Source organism: Vibrio sp. Vb1554 (assembly GCF_033344235.1).
In genome coordinates, this window is sequence record NZ_JAWPOJ010000028.1 from 18,198 (window position 1) to 42,035 (window position 23,838).

Consider the following 23,838-nt stretch of genomic DNA (forward strand, 5'->3'; position numbering starts at 1 on the left):
TCGATTTTCGATCGACAATAAAAAAGCCGAGATCACATGATCTCGGCTTTCTATGAAAATCTTACTTTCAATTAGCAGTGGAAATTAAAATTCACCCACAGCCAATTTTAGTTTCTTCATTGCATTTTTTTCTAGCTGGCGAATACGCTCGGCAGAAACACCGAACTCATCAGCTAAGTCTTGCAATGTTGCTTTCTCATCATCTAACCAACGAGAACGCACGATGCGCTGACTACGCTCATCCAAACTCGCTAATGCATGACCCAAGCGATTGTTGGTATGCATTTCCCAGTTGGCGGCTTCAATGTTGTCGGCCACATCAGACGATTTGTCTTCTAGGTATAGCATCGGCGCTGTGTAAGCGTTTGAACTGTCGTCTTCATCAGTTGGCATATCAAAGGTTGAATCCACCGCCGCTAAGCGTGATTCCATCTCGCGAACTTCAGAAGGCTCAACACCTAACTCGCGCGCAACGGTTTCCACTTCACCGTTGTTAAACCAACCCAAGCGCTTTTTCGACTTACGCAGGTTGAAGAACAATTTACGTTGCGCTTTAGTGGTCGCAATTTTCACGATACGCCAGTTACGTAGCACGTATTCGTGGATCTCTGCTTTGATCCAGTGGACAGCAAAAGAAACCAAGCGAACCCCTACTTCTGGGTTAAAACGCTTAACGGCTTTCATTAGACCGATGTTACCCTCTTGCACAAGATCCGCCATCGGCAAACCGTAGCCAGAGTAACCACGAGCAACGTGAACAACGAATCGTAGGTGCGAAAGAATTAGACCTTTTGCAGCCTCAATCTCACCTTTATAGTGTAATCGTTCTGCCAGCTCACGCTCTTCGTCTGCAGTCAGCATTGGGTAGCTGTTTACTGAGCGAATATAGCTATCAAGGCTATCTTGCGTGACTAGAGCCATCGGATACGCTTCTTTTGTCATTCAATTCCTCATCAATCTCTGATCTGGAGCATTACATTGCAATTTAGCTTCGATATCTTGAACTCAAAATGAACAAGTTTCAAGAAGGGGAAGCAATTATCCATAAACATTTGGTCTAAGCAAGGGTTCAAAATTAGCTAGTGCTAATGAAATCCAAGTAATAAGACCGCCATCACTTAAACTGGTTCAATTTCTTTTAAATGTCGTTGCGCAGAAAAACGCGCCGCAATACATCCCAAAAGACTCCCAATGATGATTAATAACAAAGATTCATCCCAACTTAGACCAATCAGGCGGAACTGGCTATCGTACAACGCAGCAAGGTCTTCCACCGCACTATTCATGACAATGGTCACTAAAGCCGTTACCAACCACGCAATAGTGGCACCTAACACGCCAAACCACATGCCTGTGTACAAGTAAGGGCGCAGAATAAAACTGTCCGTCGCACCGATCAGTTTCATGGTTTGAATCTCTTCTTTATTCGCCAGCACATTAAATCGCAATGTATTGCCAACGATTAAAAATACCGCACCGAGCATCAGCACTGTCAGGGTAATGACAATAATACTCGCGAGAGTTTTGATGGCATCAAGACGCGCTAGCCAGTCTTCGTCAAGTCTCACGTCGGTCACATCTTGTTGCTCTCGAACGTCTTTGGCTAATGACTGAATATCACTTTTTAGCTCCGAATCTGGCGTAATCACCAACACACCAGGTAGCGCATAGCCACTTAAGAGGCTGATAGCTTGGTCGAACCCTGCATATTGGCTTAAATCAGATAGACCTTGTTGCGGTGAAATATACTCTACCTCTTTTACCAAAGGCCAAGTTTCAATTTGATCTTTGAGAACCATCACTCGCGCATCCGGCATACCTTCAACTAAGTAAGCACTAACTTGTGAAGGAGAAGCGACATCTTCCGCTGCCCCCGCAACGTTTTTCCCCAATAGATACAAACAAGCTGGCATGGCAAGTGCCATAGAGATGACCGCTAGGGTCAGAATGTTGCCTAGTGGTCGTTGCCATAAGGCGCTAAAAGAGGATTTAGCTTGTTTTGCGTGGACAGAGAAAAAACCATCGGTATTCGCACGCTTGGCACTGCGGCCTTTCCCCTTCTTTTGGGAGTGCTTGTTACCTGCCATAGTCTTCTACCTCACTTAGGAAGCCTTGGTTCAATTCAAAATGACGATACTGTGGGCGAGTGTTTACTAACCCCACATCGTGCGTGGCAAGTAGGATAGTCACGCCCGCACGGTTAAATTCTTCGAATAGACGCAACACACGGTTGGATAATTCTGGGTCAAGGTTACCCGTCGGCTCATCAGCCACCAGCAACGTTGGTCGATTAACCACAGCACGGGCAATACCGACGCGCTGTTGTTCACCACCAGAAAGTTGACTAGGTAGACAACGAGCTTTATCGAGTAAGCCCGTTTTATCTAACGCCGCAGAAACACGGCGTTTGATTTCGTTTTCAGAAATCGATTCGATACGCATTGGCAGAGCGACATTGTCGTACACACTGCGATCCATCAATAGGCGATGATCTTGAAAAACAATCCCAATATTGCGGCGCAAAAAAGGGATGTCTTTGCCTGGAATACGCGTGATGTCGTGGCCATTAAAATGGATTTTGCCATCGGTTGGTCGCTCTATCGCGCAGATCAATTTCAGCAAGGTACTTTTACCAGCCCCGGAATGTCCGCCTAAAAACGCCATTTCACCGCGCCTCAGGTGAAAATCGACTTTTTGCAGTGCTTGTCGACCACCTCGGTAAGCTTTGCTTACTTGCTGAAATTTGATCACCGTTGATTTCCTCTAACTCTTTTTATTCTTCACGACTAAACAGTGCGTCAATAAACTCTTGAGTTTCAAATGGACGCAAGTCTTCGATACCTTCACCCACACCAATGTAACGAATTGGAATACCGAACTGATCAGCAATAGCGAAAATTACGCCGCCCTTGGCTGTACCATCCAGCTTAGTCAAAGTAATCCCGGTTAGAGGGGCAACATCACTGAAAAGTTTCGCTTGGCTAATGGCATTTTGTCCTGTACCTGCATCAAGCGTTAGCATGATCTCATGTGGTGCAGAGTCATCAATTTTCTTCATCACACGTACAATCTTACGCAGCTCTTCCATTAGGTTCGCTTTGTTCTGTAGACGACCTGCTGTATCAGCAATCACCACATCCACACCACGTGCTTTTGCCGCTTCAATCGCATCATAGATAACAGAGGCACTGTCTGCTCCAGTATGTTGAGCAATCACAGGAACATTATTACGTTCACCCCACACTTGTAGCTGCTCAACCGCTGCGGCACGGAAAGTATCGCCCGCTGCAAGCATCACTTTTTTGCCTTGAGTTTGGAACTGCTTCGCTAACTTACCGATGGTCGTGGTTTTACCCACGCCATTTACACCCACCATCAAGATGACGTAAGGCGTTTTGTTGCTATCGATTTCTAGTGGCTGTTCAACTTTAGAAAGAATCTCAGCCATTTCTTCTTTCAACAAACCATAAAGGGCTTCGCCGTCTTTCAGATCGCCACGTGTGGCTTTTTCTGTCAGGTTGTTGATGATTTTTGTTGTGGTATTCATGCCCACATCAGCAATAAGCAGTTGCTCTTCTAGCTCTTCAAATAAGTCTTCATCGATTTTCTTACCGCTGAACAGACCGAAGAAGCCAGCACCAATATTTGCTTTTGTTCGGCTTAGGCTGCGTTTAAGACGAGCAAAAAAGCTTTCTGTTGGCTTTTCTTGTTCTTGAACACGAGGCGCGGCCGATACGACTTCTGGCTCCTCTGCTTCTGCTTCTGCTTCTGCTTCTGCTTCTGCTGGGGCAGCCTCTGATTGTTTCGCTTCTTCTTCAAGTTCTGGCGTTGCTTCCGCTTGCTCAGCAACCGCTTCGGTTTGCTGCTCTTCAGAAGGCGCTTCCACTGCTTCTTCTTTTACTGTTTCTTCAGTTTTTGGTTTTGGGCTTTGTTCTTCGTCACCAAAACCTAGCCACGAAAGTAATCCGCGCTTCTTTTTTTCCGTCATCTGGGGCTATCCTAGATTGTTCTTTTATCTATTAATGACTCTTTTTTGACAAGATTATTATCTGTCTAAAAAAGGCTAATGACAAAGTTCTGAAAACTTTCCGATTAGGTAATTCTAATCTTATTAGTGTTACACTCTGTCATCTTGAATATTCTGGGCTGTATCCAAGCTCCAAGCTCATTGCTTGGGCGATTAGATATAGTATCACTTTATTAGCGGTCAAAAAATCTATGGTAAGACGTCGCCAGCAAAACTCATCACAAAAAAAGCCAACAACGGGCTTTGTTCGCATTATTAGTGGCTTATGGAGAGGCAGAAAACTTCCTGTACACGATGCTGAAGGCTTACGCCCCACGACCGATCGCGTCAAAGAAACGCTGTTTAACTGGTTAGCTCAAGATGTACCACAGGCAAAATGTCTCGACTTGTTTGCTGGCTCTGGCGGCTTGGGATTTGAGTCAGCTTCACGCCAAGCAGAGCAAGTGACCATGGTTGAGCTAAACCCACAAGCTTTCCAACAGTTACAAAAGAATGTTGCCTCTCTTAACGCGAACAACATCCAAGTGGTAAATACCGACGCACTGAGTTTTTTGAAGCAACCGGGTTCTGCTCACCATGTGGTGTTTATTGACCCACCGTTTCGCAAAGGTCTATTGGATGAGACCGTGGCTCTGCTAGAACAAAATGGCTGGCTCGCGGAAGATGCGATGATTTATATTGAAACAGAAAAAGAACTCAATATTGCCGACTTACCAGAAAACTGGCAATTACATCGAGAAAAAACAGCAGGCCAAGTGAGCTATCGTCTGTACGAACGTACCTCCGCATAACGCCTCGATTTAAAAGGATACTTAAATGAAAGCACTAATTATGCTGGCCAAAGCGGCTATCGCCTTTGTTTGGTTAGTATTAATCCTAAATATTTTTATGCCCTTTCCCGGCAATGCCGCGATTGCGCTTTACATCATGACCGCTTTTTTGTTCATCATGCACGGTTTACAAATGGCCATCTTCATTGGTGCATTTGGCGACAAAATAAAAATGAGCAGTTGGGAAAAATATTCAATACTGATTTTTGGTATTTTTGCCCTACTCGATATTCGTCGTAAACACATGATGTAATCGCTCAGATACGAAAAAGCCGCTCTTGTGAGCGGCTTTTTTCTGCGTTTCGTTCGTCACCCAATGTAACTTTTTACACCATCTAAGAACATTTGAGTGGAGATCATCACCAGTAACAAGCCCATTAAGCGTTCTACCGCCTTCAAGCCACGTTCACCCAACAAGCGATTAAAGAAGCCATAAAACATCAGTATAAAAAATGTTGCGCCCCACGCAATTACGACTGATGCTGACATTTCCAACATTTTCTCTGGATGTTGCGAAGACAGTAAAAGCAAGGCTGCAATCACTGAAGGGCCCGCGATCATAGGAATGGCCATCGGAACAATAAAGGGCTCCTCGCCTGCTGCCAGTCCAGTGATGCTGCCAGCACTCGGGAAAATCATCTTAATCGCAATAATGAAGAGAATAATGCCACCTGAAATGCTGAGCGTTTCTGGCTGGACATGCAAAAAACTTAAGATGCTTTGTCCTGCAAACAGAAATAGCATCAAGATCAGTAAGGCAAACAGTAGTTCACGAATCAATACCTTACGACGACGCTTGGGATCGATATGTTTGAGAATAGACAACACAATCGGCAAGTTACCGAGAGGGTCCATGATTAGAAACAGCATGGTCGCTGCAGAAAGAATGTCCATATTCTGGCCTCACCTAAAAAATGGCGGCCAGTGTATAGCAAACTGACAACATGAGTATATGACTGAGGGCGAAAACACCATATTCACCCTCGATCTTAGCCGCCGTTTAGTGATTGCAAACTCGCGCCATATTGACCACAAACTTACCTTCAAGCTCACGAATTTTGTCGCGCTTGAGCAAAAATGCTAGTAATGCATCTAAGTCTAGATCATTCAGTTTACAGGTGTGAAAGCGAACGCTAGCGCCAAAGTGCTGTGTGAGGGCTTCGCGATCCATTGGTGTTTCTCTAAGTAGGTTTAGCAGCTCGTGAGCATGGATTTCACTCATTATTGACTCCAGTTATTAAGAACAATGCGTTCAGTTTACTGAAATCCTCAAGAGCTGCTTTGACTTAAATTAGTAAATGATTGAGGCAACAATGAGGGCATGAGCAAAAAAGTAACTACCACTCACCCACAAATAGGCGTGTTTCATCGGTTTTCGATAACCGTGTATCGCGTATGCCAGCGCCGAATAGATCAGAACTAAGGTTCCGCTAAAGCCGATAGCATTGGCGTAACTCGGCACTTGTAACCAAACTTCACCGGCTGCCCAAGCAAGTTGAACCAGCATCATCCCCATGATCACAACGGGGAATACCAGAGAGTCGAGTTGAGGTAGCAACAAAAAGAACGCCACGATACTCGCTGCAAGCAACAGGGCCAACAGCCACCAGACAATCTCACCATTAAGCTGCACCCAAAATGACTTGCTGTAGCATACCTGGGCAACCAGATAAGCCGTAAAATAGATTAGCTTACGAGTTTTAAACGAGTGCAGCGTATCTGCCACCATAGACACAATCAGCCCACCCGCAATCCAGTAGGTATATGTTGCGGATGCACCTTGAGTTAACACCAACACAAGAAGAAGTAGCAGAGTAAAGATTTTAAACACGAGGGATTGTGTCGGGTTAGCTTGCTTTGCTCCCAACACGGAATACACACCTGATAGCCCTATCGCCAGCCAACTCCACATGCAGTATACACCTTTTACTTAAACTCGCCGCTAGTCTAGGTAGACCAGTTTTGATGTAAAGACACAATCTACGAAAGTTGGATCTCGCTAGCGATTCGAAACATTTTGTAACCCTCAGCCTACGTAATAATAAAGCCGATGAGCCTGAATGATGCCACTAAACATTGGGGCCAAGCTTTGCTCATCAGCCGAACCCATCAAATCACACGACACAATAACCAACGCTTTCTAAAACTATTTAACTGAAAAACAGATAAGTGCTCCAGGTAAGCCGCCATTTCACAAACTGACGATTAAACCACCAGGATGTATGTAATGCAGGCAACAAGAATAAATAACAGACACAAAATAGAAAATAGTCTTAGTAGCGCTCTAAGAGAGGAGAAACCACTGATGACTAGGGGTAAAAACTAAGAAAACCGACCTTAATTCAGTAAAAAAAACATCAGACAAGAAAAGTAAGTCAATGATAAATAAAACCATAATTTCAATAACAGATAAAAGTGCGGACTTCATAAACCATAAAATCACTAAACACTTTTGAAGCCCATATTTTCTCATAAGGTAAGAAAATCTCACTCCATGCTTTCGATTTGACGATGCAACCTCATAGCACATTTTTTAATTTTCTCAATTTTTGAGAAATACAGACAAAATAAACACCCAACATACCATTCGAAACAAAAAACAATTACAAAGCCAACACCACAAACCATTTAACATTATAAAATCATATACTTAAAACAAAAAAGGATAGAAATAAAACAATGTGAACACTTTAAATACAGCACAAAAAACATAGTTTCATTAGTCAGAATCACGTAAAACCAGACAAGTTAAGTGTGGTTTTTGAAAAGATTAACGAGCATATGTTGATCAAACCCCAAAAACAGTGCTATATTAAATTCATCGAGTTCATCAAAGATTAAGGGGTAGTGTTATGATTTCATCTTCTCAAAAACAAGGGCTGGTTATGATTGCAGTGGTTGTGGGTTTAATGACACTGCCAATGATGTACTAACCCAATGATTTAAAATAAAAAAGGACGCAAATGCGTCCTTTTTTATTTATCTGTATAGCTCTACTGAATGTGCTTAGACAAAATATCCCAGTGCATATAGTAGAAACCAAGAGCGGCCAGCGTAATCAACGTCATTAGCAAAATTGCTGTACGCCAAATAAAGCGAGAGCTTCTTGGTGTCAGCTCTTTTTCACAAGCATCACATGCCGCCATAAAGCCTTTACGATCATCCAGCTTGTAATCGTCTTCGTGCACCACTTTGTTACGCACGGTTGCGATGAATCGAAGCTTTGCTATCACGTCATGCGGTAAACGTTCTTCACAACTATTAATAAGTTGGTGCAACCCTTTCCCTTCTGCATGGTACTGAGTACGCAAAAGTTTTTCGATCGTTCGGGTACGCATGACTACTTTTTCAATATCTGACATCGTAACCCTCCTTACCAGACCCTTCCTATGTTCATTATTTTTATTCTTCTATAAATTTAGAGCTTTTTCGAGCCGTTAAGTGCAATTTTACTTTCAATTTGTGCCCTTGAGCTCATATAGCCAGACAAGTGAAAGCTGCTTAGTTCAGCTTTAGTGACGTAGCTTACAGATGAAGCAACAATTTCATCGCGTCCCCATTGAGATAAACCGTAAAGTGCGCCGAATAAAATTCATGTCCCTTTCATTAGATTATGAATAAGTTACCTCAACTCATCGTTTCGTCAGCGAGTTCTGTAGAATGGGACCCGATAAAACATTGGAGGTTAATATGCCAATCTCACTTATTTTCGCCCTATTCGCCCTTATTGCCTTGGGCGCGTGGGTGTTTTTCCGTTTTTATAGTAAGCACTATGTGGGCGAAGACGCTCCAGAGCAAAGCGCGCAGGTAACGGTTTTAGATAAACAAGCGATAGACATACCAAACGCACCACCAGGTCAAGACGATCAAGAGTATTGGATTTACGTTCAACGTGGTTCTATCGGTCCAAAGCGTGAATTCCAAATTGGAGTGCATTACTACCATGCACTCAACCCTGGAGATAAGGGAACACTGACCTATCGCGGCAACAAGTTCCTTCACTTCGCTATCAAACGTTAAGGCAGTAACCAACGAGTCTTGGCAGAACGAGAAAAGAGATAGCTCATCGCCAAGGCTCCAGATCCACTTAGAACGATCCAGACTGGAATCACCCAAGCAGGATGTCCTGTGTACCAACCGAACTCTTTCATCGGCCATAAGAAAATAGGGTGAAGTAAGTAAATCCCCAAGCTGTGCTGACTGATCACACTGACCGCTTTTTGTACTTTTGGTGATAAGCCTTCACCAAAGTAACGCCCGATCATAAAAATCATCGAAGCCGCTAGAATCACATTCAGTGTTTTATAAGAGAGCCAGCGCCCAACCGTATACTTCTCCGCCTCTAAGCTATTTGTCACAACCATCGTAAAGGTCACTGCCAACGCCACGAGTCCTAGCCCAACAAATAAGGTCACCATAGAGCGATTCAAAGGTACCTTTTGAAATAAAACATACCCCAGTGGAAGGTAACCCATATAAAGCCACATCTGATTACTCCAAGGGCCATCAATCTTGAACAAGAACAGAGTGCTGGTGAAAAGCCAAAATGCGAGATAGGTATACAAGACGTTGTCATCCACGTTGCGTACCATCCATTGAAACAGCGGAATCACAAAATACAGTGGTATAAAGTAATAGAAAAAGCCGAGATGGTAATACGTTGCGTGGAATGGGCTATTGCTTAATACCTCTTTTACGGTTTCAAAATCAAAGCCTTGAGAAGTCCAGCCTGAAAGGTATGCATAAAACATCGACCAAATAAGAAATGGAACTAAAACTTTGCCCAAACGCCTTTTGATATAATACTTACCGTCAAATGGTCGAGTGTCACTGAGCATTAGCGCTCCGGTGATCAAAATAAAAACTGGCACTGCCCAGCGGGTTACGCTATTCACGCCTACCGCTGTCAGCCATTGGTCAAATGGAATCACTCCTAACTCATTTCGATACGGTGCCAAGACGTGAATGGCGATCACTGCTACCGCTGCGAAGCAGCGCAATAAATCAAAAAACAGAACCCTTTCTCTCATACCTTTCCCTACTTTGAGTCGCTTATCGTTTATAGCATAGGGTAAATCTCAACCAGTGAAATAGTTAACAATCTGTTTTTGCTTATTTTTAACTCAACAATGACCTACAACGGGGATTTCATCACCACTCTAATCACTTAACGAGAACCAAAAACCAAGCATCAGTATTCACTCTCGATGCCAAACCGACACAATCTGATTACAGCAAACGGCGCATAAGAAACAAAAATGGCTCCGATTTGGAGCCATTTATACCATCTACAGATAGCGATACTGGGGGTAGTTACGCAGTAGCAACATTAGCTTTTGGCAACTTAATTGAAATCAGCGTCGTCAGTGCCAAGAAAGCAAAAGAAACCCATAAGCACGCTGCAAGACCAGCCTCTTGGTAGATCCAACCCGATAATACCGTGCCAATCAAACGTCCCATCGCATTGGCCATGTAGTAAAAACCGACATCCAACGAGACGCCATCGCCTTTAGCGTAGCTCACTATCAAGTACGAGTGCAGCGAAGAGTTAATGGCAAACACAGCGCCAAAAATCATCAAACCTACCACAATCACCAATTCAGGCTGCCAACCGATTTGCACACCATAAGCAATACCAGCCGTAATTAACGCTAGGATTCCTGCCCACACCAATGCTGCACTACCATCAGGCACACGACCTTGCGCTTTGCCAGTAATACGCGGCGCAAAGCCTTGCACAAACCCATAAGCAATGACCCACGCTGCGAGAAAGCTACCAACCCACAAGTGATCCCAGCCAAACACGCTACCAAGATAAATAGGCAGAGCAACGACAAACCACACATCACGAGCACCAAACAAGAACATGCGTGCTGCGGATAAAATGTTTATCGATTCAGACTTGGAGAATATTTGGCGAAACTTAGGTTTACTCTTTGCTTTACCCATGTCCGCTTCTAGCCAGATCATGCTGCAAACAAACACTAATGTAAGTACACCCGCCATAATAAACATCGAGTTTTGAAAACCCACCCAAGACAGCAGCAAGCCACCAACAAAAAAGCCCGCTCCTTTGAGTGCATTCTTCGAGCCAGTCAAAATCGCTACCCATTTGTAGAGCGCACCTTGCTGTTCGTCTGGTACTAGCGTTTTAATCGCGCTCTTAGCACTCATTTTGTTCAGATCTTTGGCAATCCCCGACAGAGCTTGCGCTGCCATCACCCAAGGAATGGTCAGCCATGCATTTGGTACTGCGAGCATCAGCAACGCAAACACTTGCATCGCTAAACCAATGTTCATGGTTTTATTTAGGCCTAACCTTGCGCCCAACCAACCACCAACCAGGTTTGTCACCACACCAAAAAATTCATAGAAAAGAAACAGTGAGGCAATAGCTAACGTGGAATAACCTAAGTCATGAAAATAGAGCACCACCAGCATACGCAGTGCGCCATCGGTCACCGTAAAGTTCCAATAGTTAAACGTCACTAACATGTACTGACGAATACTTTTGCTTAATTGAGAAATCATATTGACCTCATATGTACAGCGATAGAAGCATTTAGATCATCATGTTCTAAATACTTCCTAACCTGTACAGCAACATTGACCAATACAATGTTGCTGTGATTTTCAAAAAATGCCCCAACATCAATAAAAAGCAAAATACACCTTAAAAACAATGCATTAGTTAATATTAATGGCTTTTTTTGTAAACAGTCGTATCCTGAAGAAGCTCGAATTTAGCTTTTGGATCATAATGAACCAAAAGCTATTTAAGCTGATCAAGCGTCTTGAGCCACGCGTTCGATGTACTCAACTTGCACAGGTTTTGTAAATGCACCAGGGCGCAATGCCTGCACTTCTCGCACGATATCTTCTAACTGCCATTCCTTTTCTAGGAGTAGGTGAGCAGCGAACAAACCTGTGCGCCCCGAACCACCCATGCAATGCATCGCAACTTTGCCACCTTGAGCAAGAATCGCGTGCAGTTCCGGACTGGCTTGTTGCCACTTCGTCGCAAATTCTTCATTTGGTGCGCAGTCGTCTTCAATCTCGATCTGGAACCATTTCATACCCAGTTGCTGAGTGGCTTCACCCAATGCAGAGACATTCTTCGCAGCTAATTCACTATCATCTAATGCAGTAACGACCGCTTGAACACCCTGCTCTTTCAACTGTTCTAACGACGCATGCAAATCGACACCTTTCGTTCCTGGGCACGGTGTTAAGATTAAAGCACCGGAGTCCAAATCTAATTGCCATGTAGGATGAGACATTGTGACCCCCTTTTAAGCCAAACCAACGTTACGAACCAGCTCTGCTGTGCGCGTTGCATAACCCATTTCGTTATCGTACCAAGCGTAAATCTTAACCATACGAGAACCCACAACCATGGTTGATTGCGCATCAACGATGGTTGAACGTTGGTCGCCTTTATAATCGATAGAAACTAAAGGACGCTCTTCGAAGCCAAGGATGCCTTTCAAATCACCTTCAGATGCTTCTTTTAACAGTGCATTCACTTCTTCTGCTGTGGTATCACGCTTCACATCAAAAATGATGTCTGTTAACGATGCGTTTGCTAGAGGTACGCGAACCGCATGACCATTAATTTTGTCTTTTAATTCTGGGAAAATTTCGACAATCGCCTTCGCGCTCCCCGTCGTGGTCGGGATAAGGCTCATGCCGCATGCTCTTGCACGGCGTAGATCTTTGTGTGGCGCATCCAAAATAGTTTGCGTATTCGTCAGGTCGTGAATGGTCGTAAAAGAAGATTGTTCGATACCCAATTTCTCATGAATGACTTTAACCACAGGTGCGATACAGTTAGTCGTACACGAAGCTGCTGTCACGATACGATGTTTTTCAGGGTCGAAAATATGGTCGTTCACGCCCACCACAATGTTCGCAATACCTTCTTCTTTCACAGGTGCGCTTACCACGACACGTTTCACGCCTTGCTCTAGGTATTTGTTTAGGAATGATGTTTTGCGATGTACGCCTGTCGCTTCAATCACAACATCACAATCAGACCAGTTCACCGCATCGATATCGCGTTGTTGAGTCGTGGCAACACGCTTGCCGTTGATGACGAGCTCACTGCCTTCGACCTGAACTCCATGATGCCAACGACCTTGCACTGAATCGAATTCTAATAAGTGACCAAGCGTAGCTGCGTCACCTGCGACATCGTTGATTAACACAAACTCCAATTCTGGCCAATCAAATGCCGCTCGCAGCGCTAAGCGACCAATTCGGCCAAAGCCATTAATTCCTACTTTAATTGTCATAGTTTTACCCTCTAATCTTCTACCTTGAATCTCTATTCGCTGTTAACAGCAAGCCTCACGACTTTTATCGTGTAAGCGTGTGATGTCGTCTTGGTATTCCTGCTTCAAACAGTTTGATGCCACTAAGTCTTCAATTAACTTTCGCATCCAACCTGGTAATTGCTGTGATAACTCGTAATACACCCATTGCCCTTGGCGTTTATCCACCAAGATGCCACTGGATCGTAACTGAGCAAGATGACGAGAAACTTTCGGCTGGCTCTCTTGCAGAGCAAACGCCAAATCACCAACGCAAGTTTCACCTTCACGGGCCACGAGCATTAAACAACGTACGCGTGTTTCATCGGATAACAGCTTAAAAAACTGATGTGGAAGCATAATGAACATACCTATATATGGATATGCGTATATGTTTATTTAATTAAGGTATATCGTCAAGAGGAAACCGTCCATCGTCATAAAAGTTTCACATCTAACGAACAGCTTGATTGTAAAGAGAGAGATTCAAAGAGATAAAAGATAAGACAAGAAATTATGCAGTCGCGATGCTTTGACTCCAGCGAACCGCTTCACCTAAGGAGAGCTTCACTTCCTCTAAAGGCAACCCCAATTGCATCGTGATTTTTTCAACCCCTGACCAATCGGCACGCTCGTAGCACTCTTCAAGGGAAATAAGTGCGCCATAAACCCCTTTGCGATGTAATAGCGCTTGTTGTACTGAATGACTAAGCGGTAACTGCCTAACTAAAGATTCCACCGAAAGATCCAGCAACGCATCTAGAATCGACAGCAAACCAACCATGAAACCTTGTTCGTTGAGATGAGAGAATGGCTGATAGCGCGACATCAATTGGCAAAATTGAGCTCGTTGCAATGAAAGGTGATACAGCTCTCGAGGCTTGTTACTGGAGATATACGATGCCACAACCAAAGAGACAAACTGCTTAAGGTTATCCTGGCCAAGATAAATCAATGCCTGACGAAAAGAGCTGATTTCGACAGCCAAATTCGGCGCTTGCGTATTTACAAAACGCAATAATTTATACGAAAGCGCGACATCTTGCGTAATGATGGACTCGATACGAGTAAAGTCAGGCTCAGGAGCACAAACTTCACGAAACAGTTGCAATGCCAACACTTGCTCAGGACTGACGTATTTAGTCTGCGAGACGAGTGGCTTGCTAAAAAAATAACCTTGGAAAAATTTAAAGCCAGCCGCTTTCGCTTGCTCAAACTCTTCTGCGGTTTCAACACGTTCTGCTAAAAAGTGGTATTTGACGCGTTTGGCAAGGTGTGTTTTGACCAGTTCACAGGCCTTTTCAAGCCCCATCGCCATAATGTCGAGCTTCACAATATGCACATATGGCAAAAAACGGCGCCATTCTGGTGTTAGGGTGAAGTCATCCAAAGCGATCAAGTAACCTTCTCGATAAAACTCACGAATCGCATCAAGAAGCTCATCCGTAGGTTGGCACGTTTCCAACACTTCGATGACAATTTTGTTTTTCGGCAAACTGCGCGGCAAACGTCGCACCAAGCTTTGATGAGGAAAGTTAATAAAGCATCTAGAAGAGGCAATCACTGGGTTAGTACCCAGCGATAGGAAGTTTTCGACAATCAGTCGGTATGTCGCTCGATTTGAATCAATATGTGAAGGGTATGCGTTACTCTCCCCGTCTCGAAACAACAATTCATAACCCAGCGTCTGTCTTTTTCGGTTAAAGATCGGCTGGCGAGCGACATACGTTGTATTCATGCTAAAGAAGGACCTATAAATGGCTTATGACTTTGCAGCTGCTAATAATGCACCACAACCCATGAACATTGAACCGAATACTTTGTTTATTTTTCCCATGATTTTATCGGAGCGAATAAAGCGTCCCATTTGTGCTGCCAAGCTCGTGTAACCCAACATTACACACGCATCAATCACGACCGTAGTGACGCCAAGCACCAACAGTTGCGTGATTTGGTCTTTTGCCGGGTCAATAAACTGCGGGAACAACGCCACCAGAAAAACAATCGATTTAGGGTTGGTGAGGTTAATTAACACTGCCTTGTACAACAGCGCCGTGCCTGACATCTCGTTGTGGTTTTCAGCTGCGACTAAGCTTGATGTATCGCGCCATTTCTGAATCCCCAACCAAACCAGATAAGCGGCACCAACCCATTTAATGACAGAAAATGCGGTTGCTGACTGCGCGACAAGCGCACCAATACCCGCCCCCACCAGCGCGATGTGGATAACTAAACCAATTTGTAAGCCAATAATGGCACCCAGTGATTTACGGGTACCGTAACTCAAACCATTACTGATTGAGTTCACCGTGCCAGAGCCCGGAGCCAAACTAAAAACGATTGCTGTTACTACATAAGCTAACCAGACATGGGTATCCATTGCATTTCCTCACTAATTCTTCGATGATACATCGCGTAAACAACGTATCTTCAGGTAATCAACTAATGGCGACTAACCATTCACCTTTGACTTATACTCAAGAGACATTATTTGAGCAAGCAATTGGTGGTCCGATCGCAGCACTTTGGCAAACTCGCCAAGAGGGCTTTGTTAAAGGGACTGAGAAAAAGAACATTTACTGGTGCAAGCTAACCAACCCAGAGCATAAAAAAGCCGTGCTCATCGTAAATGGACGCATTGAGTCTTCCTGGAAATACCAAGAGCTGTTTTACGATCTCTACCGCCAAGGTTTCGATGTCTATTCCTTTGACCACCGCGGACAAGGTTTATCAGATCGTTTATTATCTGACTCAGATATGGGTCACGTCTATGACTTTACTGATTATATTGATGATATGGACATCGTCGTAAAAAAACACGACCTTAGCGAATATCAACAATGCTTCATCATCGCGCACTCTATGGGCGGCGCGATCGCCACACGTTACCTGCAAACTCACCCAGAACACCCTTTTACTGGTTTGATTCTAAGTGCGCCCATGTTTGGCATTAACCTGCCATGGTACCTATCACCAATAGCGATTCCGGTCACACAAATTATGTCAGCGGTATCGACTTTGCCACGCTATGCACCAGGACATCAGGCCTACTTCCCTAAGCCCTTTGAAGATAACCCACTTAGCCAAAGTTACGGCCGCTACCAATGGTTCCGAAACCTATATACGGAAAAACCGGAACTGCAAGTCGGTGGGCCAAGCACTCGCTGGGTTTGGCAAGGGCTCATGGCCGCTAAGCAGTGCTTTTTATTAACTCGCCAAGTCAAAATACCAGTAATCCTAATCCAAGCCGGAAACGATCGGATTGTTAGCAACCTCGCGCAAAAGCGTTTTATTGATAAATTGCGGAAAACCAACCCGCACGCGGAGCTGCTTTCCATCGAAGGCGCACAGCATGAAATCTTATTCGAGACCGACAAGTATCGTAATCAAGCGCTCGATGCGATTTTCCGCTTTATGAATGACCCTAAATCGCCATCAAACGAACAAGCACAATAAGAACTCTAGGCGACCATTTCACGACTAAGATTAAAGAGGAAATGTCTACACATCGATTTACCCTCTTTTTCATCCTCATTTTGGCGTACACTGCTTGAACTTGGCTACTTTGACACAGTGTTTAACCGCATAGTGCTACGGGCCCAAGTTCCCCCGCATTCGGAGCAGTACGATCTAGTCAGTCTGCTGTACTCCGTTTGCAATTCACCTGTTCCACACTATCCAAACCGTTTACGAGGACTTCATGAGCACATCGCTACCTTGCAAAGAGATCACCAAAATCGTTGCCTCTGATCTGGATGGCACGTTACTCGCACCAAACCATCAGCTCAGTGCTTACTCAAAAGAGACGCTAAAAGCGCTACATGAAAAGGGTTATACCTTTGTCTTTGCAACCGGCCGTCACCACGTAGACGTTGCGAGCATCCGTCGCCAAGTTGGCATTCCAGCTTACATGATCACGTCGAATGGTGCCCGAGTGCATGACCAGGAAGATCAGCTAATGTACAGCGAGAATGTCCCTGCGGAACTGGTACAAGGCGTGATCGACACGATCAAACATGATCAAGAAATACTTATTCACATGTATCAAAATGATAGCTGGTTGATGAACAAGGATGATGAAACGTTACGTGACTTCCACGATGAATTCACTTACGTCTTATTTGATGAAGACCAAGCCCCAACTGACGGTATTGCGAAAGTTTTCTTCACGCATCCTGGAGAAGACCACGAACGTTTGGTCGTATTTGAAAACAAACTACGTGAGCAGTTTGGTGATAAGCTGAACATCGCATTTTCAACGCCTTGGTGTTTGGAAGTAATGAGCGCTGGCGTGTCTAAAGGTCATGCTCTTGAAGCGGTAGCGAAAAAACTCGACCTCACGTTAGAAAACTGCGTAGCATTTGGTGATGGCATGAATGACGTAGAAATGCTGTCGATGGCAGGTAAAGGGCTAGTTATGGGTACATCACACGAAAAAGTGATGAAAGCTCTACCAAATAATGAAGTAATTGGCAGCAATGCAGAAGATGCGGTTGCACACTACCTACAAGAACACTTGCTGTAAGCTTCAATACTCCAAATTATGAAGGGCTGCACATTCGCAGCCCTTTTCTTTTATCGCTGACTTGGCAGCTTCTCTTTGCCAAGAATCGCGTCCCATTCTTCTTCTGTCACGGGCATAATCGACAAGCGATTTCCACGTTTCACCAACGGCATGTTCTCAAGTTCTGGCATCGCTTTCATCACCGACAACGGAATCACTCGCGCCGTTTTACGTACAAACTCTACATCCACCATAATCCAACGCGGGTTGTCTGGGTCTGACTTTGGATCGTAATAATCGCTTTCGGGATCGAATTGGAAATGATCGGGATAGGCTTCTCTCACAACTTTAGCAATACCTGCCACGCCAACATGTTTACAAGAAGAGTGGTAAATCAGGACTAAATCGCCCACCTTCACTTGGTCACGCATCATATTGCGCGCCTGATAATTACGAACTCCCTCCCAACATGAAACCTTTTGAGTTCGAAGCGTGTCAATAGAAAAGGTATCTGGTTCAGTTTTAAATAACCAATATGCCATAATGCCATCCGATGCCGATTGAGTAACAATAATGAGGAAGATATAACATGAAGGCTTTGAAAAACCCAGTGGCGCTTGCCACCCTGCTGGTTCTGCAAGCATGTAGTTCACAGCCGCCACAATCTGGTGCTGCTGACCCAACCTCTCCACCAGCAACCTTAGATAAGCCTGAAACCATTCAACCTCAAACTTTTATGCTACGCGGAAAAGTGATCGTCGGTCACGAGAGCCAATACATCATGCCTTGTGGCAGCGACAAGCAATATTGGTTGCAACTATCACCACAGCAAATGCAACGAGCAATTCAGTTAAATAACGAGCCTTACCAGACTATGTATGGCGAGGTTATCGGCCACCTCAACCCACCGGGCATCGATGGGTTTTCTGCTGATTTCGATGCTAACTTTGTAGTGGAACAAGTGAACTTCCTCACAACGGAAAACCCAAACCGTTGTCAGCAACCAAACAAACCAACTCGCGTGTTTGGTAATGAGCCTTCTTGGTCGGCAAGCTTTGAGGCTAATGGACTAACATTCCAGCAAATCGGCAAACAAACCACAAAATTAGCGATTAACAGCAGTCAGCTTCAACCTCGCCAGCGCACTTATCAACTGCAAGGTGGTGAGCTTCGCTTAACAGAAAACCTCTGCTCAGACACAATGAGCGATTCTTTATATGGCTGGAAAGCAACACTAAAACATGATGGCGAGACGTATCAAGGTTGTGGTATGGCTGCAAACGTCGATGCAACGCTTGGCTGGGCTAATACCTATGTCGCGACCTCAACCCAATCACAAGGCTTTGAAGTACAAATGACCTTAAACCCAGACCACAGCGCCACAACAAAATACCGTTACGCCAATGGACAAGCACCATTAATCGAGCGTGGTTACTGGCAACAGTTAAGTCCGTCTCAGGTTCAAGTTGTCATGACGCATCATCAACAGCAAAGGCTAATGTCAGAGCGACTGTTTACTCGAGAAGGCAATCAGCTCAAAGCGACCAAAGAAAAAGTCGGTAACTTGGTATACCCAATCGCCGATGGTGGTTTAGTCCTTTATCCTGCCACCGTTCGTGATGAAGGCATCATGCAACCAGCCGAAAAACGCACCAACAACCCCATCGGTAGTGCTGACGTACCTTCTAGTGCAGAGTTTGATTCAAAAGTAGATGCCGCGGTGCGCAACTACTTCTTTATCCATCAAACCAACCCCAACAATAACCAATACCGTTGGCTAACTTACGACCTCAACAGCGATGGTAACGAAGAGCTATTGGTACAGTTGGATTGGTGTGGTTCCGGTGGCTGTACATTGCTAATATTTGAACATCACGAAAAGGAATGGCGATTTAATAGCCGCATTACACTAGTGCAAAGCCCGATTATGCTCGGCCAACAAACCTCTCATGGTTGGCGAGATCTGATTTTTAATGTCAGCGGTGGCGGAGCTAAAGCGGCTCAACACGTGATGCAATACACTGGGGTTAGCTACCCACTCAACCCAAGCATGGCGCCAACGGCAACGCCGAACCAAGTCAGTGGCGTGCGTCTGTTCTCTGATGGGGTAAGCCCGGTGCGAGAAGGAGTTCGTCTGTAATGTCACAACCGTGTCCAACCTGCGGTTTTCAATTCAATTGTATGTGCTCGCTAATGCCGAAACTTAACAGTGAGCACAACATCCTGCTGTTAATGCATCCGAATGAACTGAAGCGTGATACTAATACCGGCCAGCTACTAGAGCAGTGCCAACTCAACATTGAGCGAGTAATCTGGGATCGCAAACAGCCACCAGCAGAATCGCTCACTCTATTAGCTGATCCGTCGCGGTATCCGGTGTTGCTCTTCCCCTGTGAAGAAAGTATCACACTCGAACATGTGGTACTCCAAAGCCAGCAACAAACCAAAACTCCGCTGTTTATTATTTTAGATGCCACCTGGCAAGAGGCGCGCAAGATGATCAATAAGAGCCGTTGGTTAGAAGGTATCCCTACTATGGGATTGTCTGCGTCGGCGGACTCACAATATCAGCTGCGACGCAACCAACAACAAGGTAATTTGTGTACGTTTGAAGTCGCTGCACATTTGCTCGGGCAACTTGGAGAACAAAACAACCAACAACAAATGCAGCGCTTTTTTGTCCATTACCTCGCTCTGTTCCAAGCTGAAAAGAGTGGACACGCTCTTAAGCGTTAAACATTAAGCTCAGTAGAAGAACCAAACAAAAAACGCAGCCTACGCTGCGTTTTTTACGACAAGAAGTTTCACGTGAAACATCATTAAAACAGTCGAGTCGGCTCGCCAAGATAGTAACCCTGCAAATAATCCACCCCCATGTCTTGTGCAATGGTACACACCTCCTGATTGTGGACGAACTCCGCCACCGTCTCCGCGTTAAACACCTGGCACAAACGCACCAACTGGGAAGCGATCTTGCGCTGTTTTAAGTCTTTATCAATATCACGAATCAAGCTGCCATCGAGCTTTATGACTTCTGGCTCCAACTTTAGGATTTCATCGATATTCGAATAGCCGGACCCAAAGTCATCAACAATGATACGCGCCCCTAAGCTTCTAAAATGACTGCACACTTCTATCATTCGGCCATAGTCTTTGATCTGCTCAGATTCCAGCACTTCTAAACCAATTCGCCTTGGGTCATTTAGCTGGCTAATTTCATGCTCTAAAAGTATTAAAGTTTTATCACTGAGCAAATCTTGCGGCGATAAGTTTATAGAAAAGTCACCTTGCTTATCTCGCATGTAATGCAACGTAGAATGAATCATGTGCCGACTTAGTCGAGTGTAAAGATGCGTATCAGAGATAATTGGCAGAAAACGCCCTGGCGCAATCACCGTTCCATCGGCTTCCAGAATACGAACCAAACATTCTTGGCTTGCCAATTTGTGGCTACCCGCATGCACAATCGGTTGGCTATAGGTGATGATATTCTGTTTGAGAATGGCTCTACTGACGCAACTTAGCCATCCAAGTTGCTCTTTGCGCACATCCTCACTGACTTCAATATCTTTCGCATTACAGATATGGGTATTACTGCGTACACCAGAGCGCCTCGCTTCGATGCCTTTGAGTAAGAGCTCATCTACTGAAGCGGATGGAAAGTCTCGACGACTCACTAAGCCGCCGCATAGCGAGATAGAAAGATAATCTATTTCACGTAGGCCAATTGGCTCAAAATTAGTTTGTTCTACCGCGTCAGCAAAACGCGTAAAGTGCTGTTTGATGGTCTCGCTGCTTTGATCAGCTTTAAATATGAACGCCCATTCACCAACCCCAATACTATAAAGCTGCAAAGCCGTTGGCATGCCGAAACGCTTTCGTAATCGATTCGTAAAGTGCATTGAGAGATCTTTGAGTAATTGATCTCCCACTCGGTAGCCGTATTTTTCGTTGATATGACTAAAGTTAAGTAGCTTTAGAGTCAACAAATGCTCATCCAAATCGATGTTACTCAACCGCTCTTGCAATGCGACCCGGTTTTGTAACCCCGTACGACTGTCGCGTCGATAGCTTTCTTGTAACTTGCGCGTTTGGCGATCGAGTTGATATCCCATATGCGCGTTCATATGGTTGAGATCGCCGATCGCATTTCGAATCAAGCTAAACAGCGGTGAAATAGAGGAGCTAACGGGCGACTTAGGCAAGTTCAATGTTTGCACTTCGTCTCCCTCTCGCATCGCTAAATACGTCAGGCTGTGATGAAGAATTTCGGGCTGACCAATACCACCATGCAGTTCCCCCATACAGTAACTACCAAACGTCGTCGCAATATCTTTGAAGGCTTGGACTTCGTCGCTGCTGTCAATAAAGTCTAACCGTGACGCGCAGTTAAAAATCATAACGACTTCAGGTTGGTGCATGGCTAACTCAACCACACCATGCCGCACTTGCTCGAGCGTTAACGAGGGATGGTTATAGCAAAATTGCACTTCGTCACCAAGACACCAGGGCCTGTCGAAGCTCATACTGCCATCAGCGTGTAGCTCCGTTACCGTACAAACTTCCTTTCGTCCTAAGCTTTCTCGATACAAAGGAAAGCTGAGCAGTTGACTCAGCGTCACGTCATGGCCATCCGCCAAGTAACGCTTGTATACGTCCAGCGCTTTCTTCTCACCTAAACAATACAAGCGCGTTCCTTTTGCATGAGTGACTTTGTGTGGCATGCCAATCGGGTTCCATTCCGAATACGCATCAGTCCATAGCTTCAAGGTATCACTGTGCAAAGCTACGGCAACCACAGCGTTATCGTAAACTCGGTTTTGATATAGCACCCAGCAGCCATCGTCAATACTCTGCGCCAACCCTCCAGAAATCACTACTTCTTCACTGGCGAAGGTTTGAAACAAGGGATAGTCACGTCGTTCAATTTGCACAGCAAAGCTGAGGATCACCTGTGAATTATGCTGCATTAGAAGAGAGCGCTTGAGTTCCCCGCCATCAATGTCAGGGGAGTAAGAGTATGTTTGTACCGCAGAAGTCAGCGTGGTTTGCTCAAATTCAATCACACTCACTAGGCAACCAGAGGTAAATATCTCCCCTTCCAGAATCACATTACGCGTACTATGCCCCATTACATGAGCATTCGGCAGCGACGACAAAACGGCGTCTGCAAGTGTGGTCGTAATTTCGCGCGATTGCGTCGACAATATTTGTACTAAATATTGTTTATCTGAGGAAGTCGGAAAAGTGACTAAAAAGTCATTCAGTTGACTGACATCGTGAACCAGTTTTGAAAAAGCTCGCATGGACCTACCACTGCCGTAACACTATCTTCACCACGACGTGTGGCGTTACTATTTTTATTTAATAGAGAATAATTTACGTGGCTTTGCGCTGCTTTTCTAGACACAAAATGAGATTAGAATGGATTAATGCGAAAGCAATTAAAAAAGTGTGAGTAACGGCTGCAAACTATTGATTTCAATATCAGGTAAAGTACGTGTTTTTGAATGGTTAATGACATTTTTATTCATATCATTAAACCAACAGGCTGCAAAACCAGCCAACTTTGCACCATGCACATCCGTGGTTAGGTGATCACCGACATGCAGAATATTCTCCGCAGGGATATCCAAGAATCGCTTCGCTTTAGTAAACATATCGGTTGCGGGTTTCGCCAATCCATCTGGTCCTGCTTTAAGTACCTGTTGGAAATAAGGCGTAAGACCGATGCGGTCTAAATCCACATTACCGTTGGTGATTGCCACCAACGGGATGTGCTGCGCGAGTTTCTCCAGTACATCGAGGCTTTGCTGCGGCACTTCAAAACGGTTACGCCAGTCCAACGCAACGTCTACTGCGGCTTTCGCGGCGGCATGTGCTGCGTCTTCGTCGTAGCCTACTTGGGAGAAAGCTTGCTGAAGTTGCACTAAACGCCATAAAGTGACATCGCTCTTCAGCTCGGGTTGTTGCTGCACAACTCGCTGTTTGAGAGCAAACCAATCCGCTTTGTTCATATGAGCAACCGCTGGATGATGGTGCTTGAGCCAAGATAGCAACTCACGCTCCATGCGAACGATCACAGGATAGTTGTCATAGAGGGTATCATCTAGGTCAAAGGTCATTGCCTTAATAGGCTCGATACGGCGATAAAATTTCATACTT

General features: G+C 44.9%; 25 protein-coding genes. 7 read left to right on the top strand and 18 right to left on the bottom strand.

Going from position 1 to position 23,838, the window contains the following annotated elements; genetic code table 11:
* Nucleotides 1-84 precede the first annotated feature (84 nt).
* The 4 genes from rpoH to ftsY form a co-directional block, all read right to left on the bottom strand.
* On the bottom strand, nt 85-942 hold the full coding sequence (rpoH, locus tag R8N28_RS19130) for an RNA polymerase sigma factor RpoH (protein WP_005378693.1): 858 nt from the start codon (nt 940-942) through the stop codon (nt 85-87).
* A gap of 176 nt (nt 943-1,118) precedes the next feature.
* Nucleotides 1,119-2,087 (bottom strand): permease-like cell division protein FtsX, encoded by a 969-nt coding sequence (gene ftsX / locus R8N28_RS19135; protein WP_005378695.1) that lies wholly within the window; start codon nt 2,085-2,087, stop codon nt 1,119-1,121.
* Entirely contained in the window at nt 2,077-2,751 is a 675-nt protein-coding gene (gene ftsE, locus R8N28_RS19140; RefSeq protein WP_005378697.1) for a cell division ATP-binding protein FtsE, read from the bottom strand. Before ftsE ends, ftsX begins: the two co-directional genes overlap by 11 nt.
* A gap of 22 nt (nt 2,752-2,773) precedes the next feature.
* Nucleotides 2,774-3,988, bottom strand: coding sequence for a signal recognition particle-docking protein FtsY (gene ftsY / locus R8N28_RS19145; protein ID WP_033907268.1), 1,215 nt, complete (start codon nt 3,986-3,988; stop codon nt 2,774-2,776).
* A gap of 230 nt (nt 3,989-4,218) precedes the next feature.
* Between ftsY and rsmD the strand changes: the two genes are divergently transcribed.
* Together rsmD and R8N28_RS19155 are read left to right on the top strand one after the other, a co-directional pair.
* A complete protein-coding gene (gene rsmD / locus R8N28_RS19150; protein ID WP_005378702.1) occupies nt 4,219-4,818 on the top strand; it encodes a 16S rRNA (guanine(966)-N(2))-methyltransferase RsmD in 600 nt (199 codons plus the stop codon).
* A 25-nt stretch (nt 4,819-4,843) separates the two neighbouring features.
* Entirely contained in the window at nt 4,844-5,110 is a 267-nt protein-coding gene (locus tag R8N28_RS19155) for a DUF1145 domain-containing protein (protein ID WP_005378704.1), read from the top strand.
* 56 nt (nt 5,111-5,166) lie between these two features.
* On the opposite strand, the gene R8N28_RS19160 is transcribed toward R8N28_RS19155, so the two are convergent.
* The 4 genes from R8N28_RS19160 to R8N28_RS19175 form a co-directional block, all read right to left on the bottom strand.
* Entirely contained in the window at nt 5,167-5,751 is a 585-nt protein-coding gene (locus R8N28_RS19160) for a YhgN family NAAT transporter (RefSeq protein ID WP_005389671.1), read from the bottom strand.
* Between the two features lie 106 nt (nt 5,752-5,857).
* Nucleotides 5,858-6,079 carry a YecH family metal-binding protein gene (locus R8N28_RS19165; protein WP_005378711.1) on the bottom strand — a complete coding sequence of 74 codons (222 nt, stop codon included), beginning with the start codon at nt 6,077-6,079 and terminating at the stop codon, nt 5,858-5,860.
* 69 nt (nt 6,080-6,148) lie between these two features.
* Nucleotides 6,149-6,769, bottom strand: coding sequence for a lysoplasmalogenase (locus tag R8N28_RS19170; RefSeq protein ID WP_005389670.1), 621 nt, complete (start codon nt 6,767-6,769; stop codon nt 6,149-6,151).
* 1,081 nt (nt 6,770-7,850) lie between these two features.
* Complete coding sequence (locus R8N28_RS19175; RefSeq protein ID WP_005378717.1) at nt 7,851-8,219, bottom strand: hypothetical protein; 369 nt, start codon at nt 8,217-8,219, stop codon at nt 7,851-7,853.
* 328 nt (nt 8,220-8,547) lie between these two features.
* Here R8N28_RS19175 and R8N28_RS19180 point away from each other — a divergent pair, with 328 nt between their 5' ends.
* Nucleotides 8,548-8,877: a DUF2500 domain-containing protein gene (locus R8N28_RS19180; protein ID WP_005378719.1), complete on the top strand. Its 330-nt coding sequence runs from the start codon at nt 8,548-8,550 to the stop codon at nt 8,875-8,877.
* On the opposite strand, the gene R8N28_RS19185 is transcribed toward R8N28_RS19180, so the two are convergent.
* The 7 genes from R8N28_RS19185 to rhtB form a co-directional block, all read right to left on the bottom strand.
* Nucleotides 8,874-9,887, bottom strand: a complete 1,014-nt coding sequence (locus R8N28_RS19185) for an acyltransferase (protein WP_017821298.1) — start codon at nt 9,885-9,887, stop codon at nt 8,874-8,876. The two genes, R8N28_RS19180 and R8N28_RS19185, sit on opposite strands and share 4 nt — an antisense overlap.
* A 283-nt stretch (nt 9,888-10,170) precedes the next feature.
* Complete coding sequence (gene arsJ / locus R8N28_RS19190; RefSeq protein ID WP_005378722.1) at nt 10,171-11,388, bottom strand: organoarsenical effux MFS transporter ArsJ; 1,218 nt, start codon at nt 11,386-11,388, stop codon at nt 10,171-10,173.
* Between the two features lie 254 nt (nt 11,389-11,642).
* Nucleotides 11,643-12,137 (bottom strand): cyclin-dependent kinase inhibitor 3 family protein, encoded by a 495-nt coding sequence (locus tag R8N28_RS19195; RefSeq protein ID WP_005383629.1) that lies wholly within the window; start codon nt 12,135-12,137, stop codon nt 11,643-11,645.
* A gap of 12 nt (nt 12,138-12,149) precedes the next feature.
* Nucleotides 12,150-13,151, bottom strand: coding sequence for an ArsJ-associated glyceraldehyde-3-phosphate dehydrogenase (locus R8N28_RS19200; protein ID WP_005383630.1), 1,002 nt, complete (start codon nt 13,149-13,151; stop codon nt 12,150-12,152).
* A 42-nt stretch (nt 13,152-13,193) separates the two neighbouring features.
* Entirely contained in the window at nt 13,194-13,529 is a 336-nt protein-coding gene (locus tag R8N28_RS19205) for a metalloregulator ArsR/SmtB family transcription factor (RefSeq protein WP_005378730.1), read from the bottom strand.
* 154 nt (nt 13,530-13,683) lie between these two features.
* Complete coding sequence (locus tag R8N28_RS19210; RefSeq protein WP_053304474.1) at nt 13,684-14,907, bottom strand: EAL and HDOD domain-containing protein; 1,224 nt, start codon at nt 14,905-14,907, stop codon at nt 13,684-13,686.
* A 24-nt stretch (nt 14,908-14,931) separates the two neighbouring features.
* Nucleotides 14,932-15,549: a homoserine/homoserine lactone efflux protein gene (gene rhtB / locus R8N28_RS19215; protein ID WP_005378732.1), complete on the bottom strand. Its 618-nt coding sequence runs from the start codon at nt 15,547-15,549 to the stop codon at nt 14,932-14,934.
* A 65-nt stretch (nt 15,550-15,614) separates the two neighbouring features.
* Between rhtB and R8N28_RS19220 the strand changes: the two genes are divergently transcribed.
* Both R8N28_RS19220 and R8N28_RS19225 read left to right on the top strand, forming a co-directional pair.
* A complete protein-coding gene (locus R8N28_RS19220) occupies nt 15,615-16,625 on the top strand; it encodes an alpha/beta fold hydrolase (RefSeq protein WP_005378733.1) in 1,011 nt (336 codons plus the stop codon).
* A 244-nt stretch (nt 16,626-16,869) separates the two neighbouring features.
* On the top strand, nt 16,870-17,694 hold the full coding sequence (locus R8N28_RS19225; protein WP_005378734.1) for a Cof-type HAD-IIB family hydrolase: 825 nt from the start codon (nt 16,870-16,872) through the stop codon (nt 17,692-17,694).
* A gap of 50 nt (nt 17,695-17,744) precedes the next feature.
* Here the strand turns inward: R8N28_RS19225 and R8N28_RS19230 are convergent, their stop codons facing one another.
* Nucleotides 17,745-18,215 carry an EVE domain-containing protein gene (locus R8N28_RS19230; protein ID WP_005378735.1) on the bottom strand — a complete coding sequence of 157 codons (471 nt, stop codon included), beginning with the start codon at nt 18,213-18,215 and terminating at the stop codon, nt 17,745-17,747.
* A gap of 47 nt (nt 18,216-18,262) precedes the next feature.
* On the opposite strand from R8N28_RS19230, the gene R8N28_RS19235 reads away from it, so the two are divergent.
* Both R8N28_RS19235 and R8N28_RS19240 read left to right on the top strand, forming a co-directional pair.
* A complete protein-coding gene (locus tag R8N28_RS19235) occupies nt 18,263-19,813 on the top strand; it encodes a COG3650 family protein (RefSeq protein ID WP_065274951.1) in 1,551 nt (516 codons plus the stop codon).
* Nucleotides 19,813-20,409: a tRNA-uridine aminocarboxypropyltransferase gene (locus R8N28_RS19240; protein WP_065274952.1), complete on the top strand. Its 597-nt coding sequence runs from the start codon at nt 19,813-19,815 to the stop codon at nt 20,407-20,409. Before R8N28_RS19235 ends, R8N28_RS19240 begins: the two co-directional genes overlap by 1 nt.
* Nucleotides 20,410-20,492: 83 nt before the next feature.
* Here R8N28_RS19240 and R8N28_RS19245 read toward each other — a convergent pair whose 3' ends face one another.
* Nucleotides 20,493-22,979 carry an EAL domain-containing protein gene (locus R8N28_RS19245; protein WP_025768161.1) on the bottom strand — a complete coding sequence of 829 codons (2,487 nt, stop codon included), beginning with the start codon at nt 22,977-22,979 and terminating at the stop codon, nt 20,493-20,495.
* A gap of 138 nt (nt 22,980-23,117) precedes the next feature.
* A complete protein-coding gene (gene yigB / locus R8N28_RS19250) occupies nt 23,118-23,834 on the bottom strand; it encodes a 5-amino-6-(5-phospho-D-ribitylamino)uracil phosphatase YigB (protein WP_065275092.1) in 717 nt (238 codons plus the stop codon).
* Nucleotides 23,835-23,838 lie beyond the last annotated feature (4 nt).